Source organism: Pseudoalteromonas sp. S3260 (assembly GCF_005886925.1).
Lineage (GTDB): Bacteria > Pseudomonadota > Gammaproteobacteria > Enterobacterales > Alteromonadaceae > Pseudoalteromonas > Pseudoalteromonas tetraodonis.
The window spans coordinates 1-233 of record NZ_PNCV01000427.1 but is presented as its reverse complement, the minus strand read 5'-3'; the positions used below and the strand labels follow the sequence as shown (position 1 = coordinate 233).

The 233-nt window shown below is 40.3% G+C and carries 1 protein-coding gene; it reads right to left on the bottom strand.

The features are described 5' to 3' along the window. On the bottom strand, positions 1-224 hold a 224-nt coding region (locus CWC14_RS19070; protein WP_502705441.1), incomplete at its 3' end, for a ClpP family protease. Between the last annotated feature and the right edge of the window lie 9 nt (positions 225-233).

Here is a 233-nt window from a genome sequence, read left to right as displayed (position 1 = left end):
CTGGGATTGGTTAAGAGTACCTCATCTACTAAGCCATATTCTTTTGCTTCTAATGCAGTCATCCAAAAATCACGATCACTGTCTTTCGCAATAGTTTCAACAGGTTTTCCGGTATGGTTGGCCGTAATAGTATACAACTCTTGTTTTAGTTTCTTGATTTCTCTTGCTGTGATTTCTATATCGCTTGCTTGCCCACCGATTCCTCCACTTGGTTGGTGAATCATGATCCTACA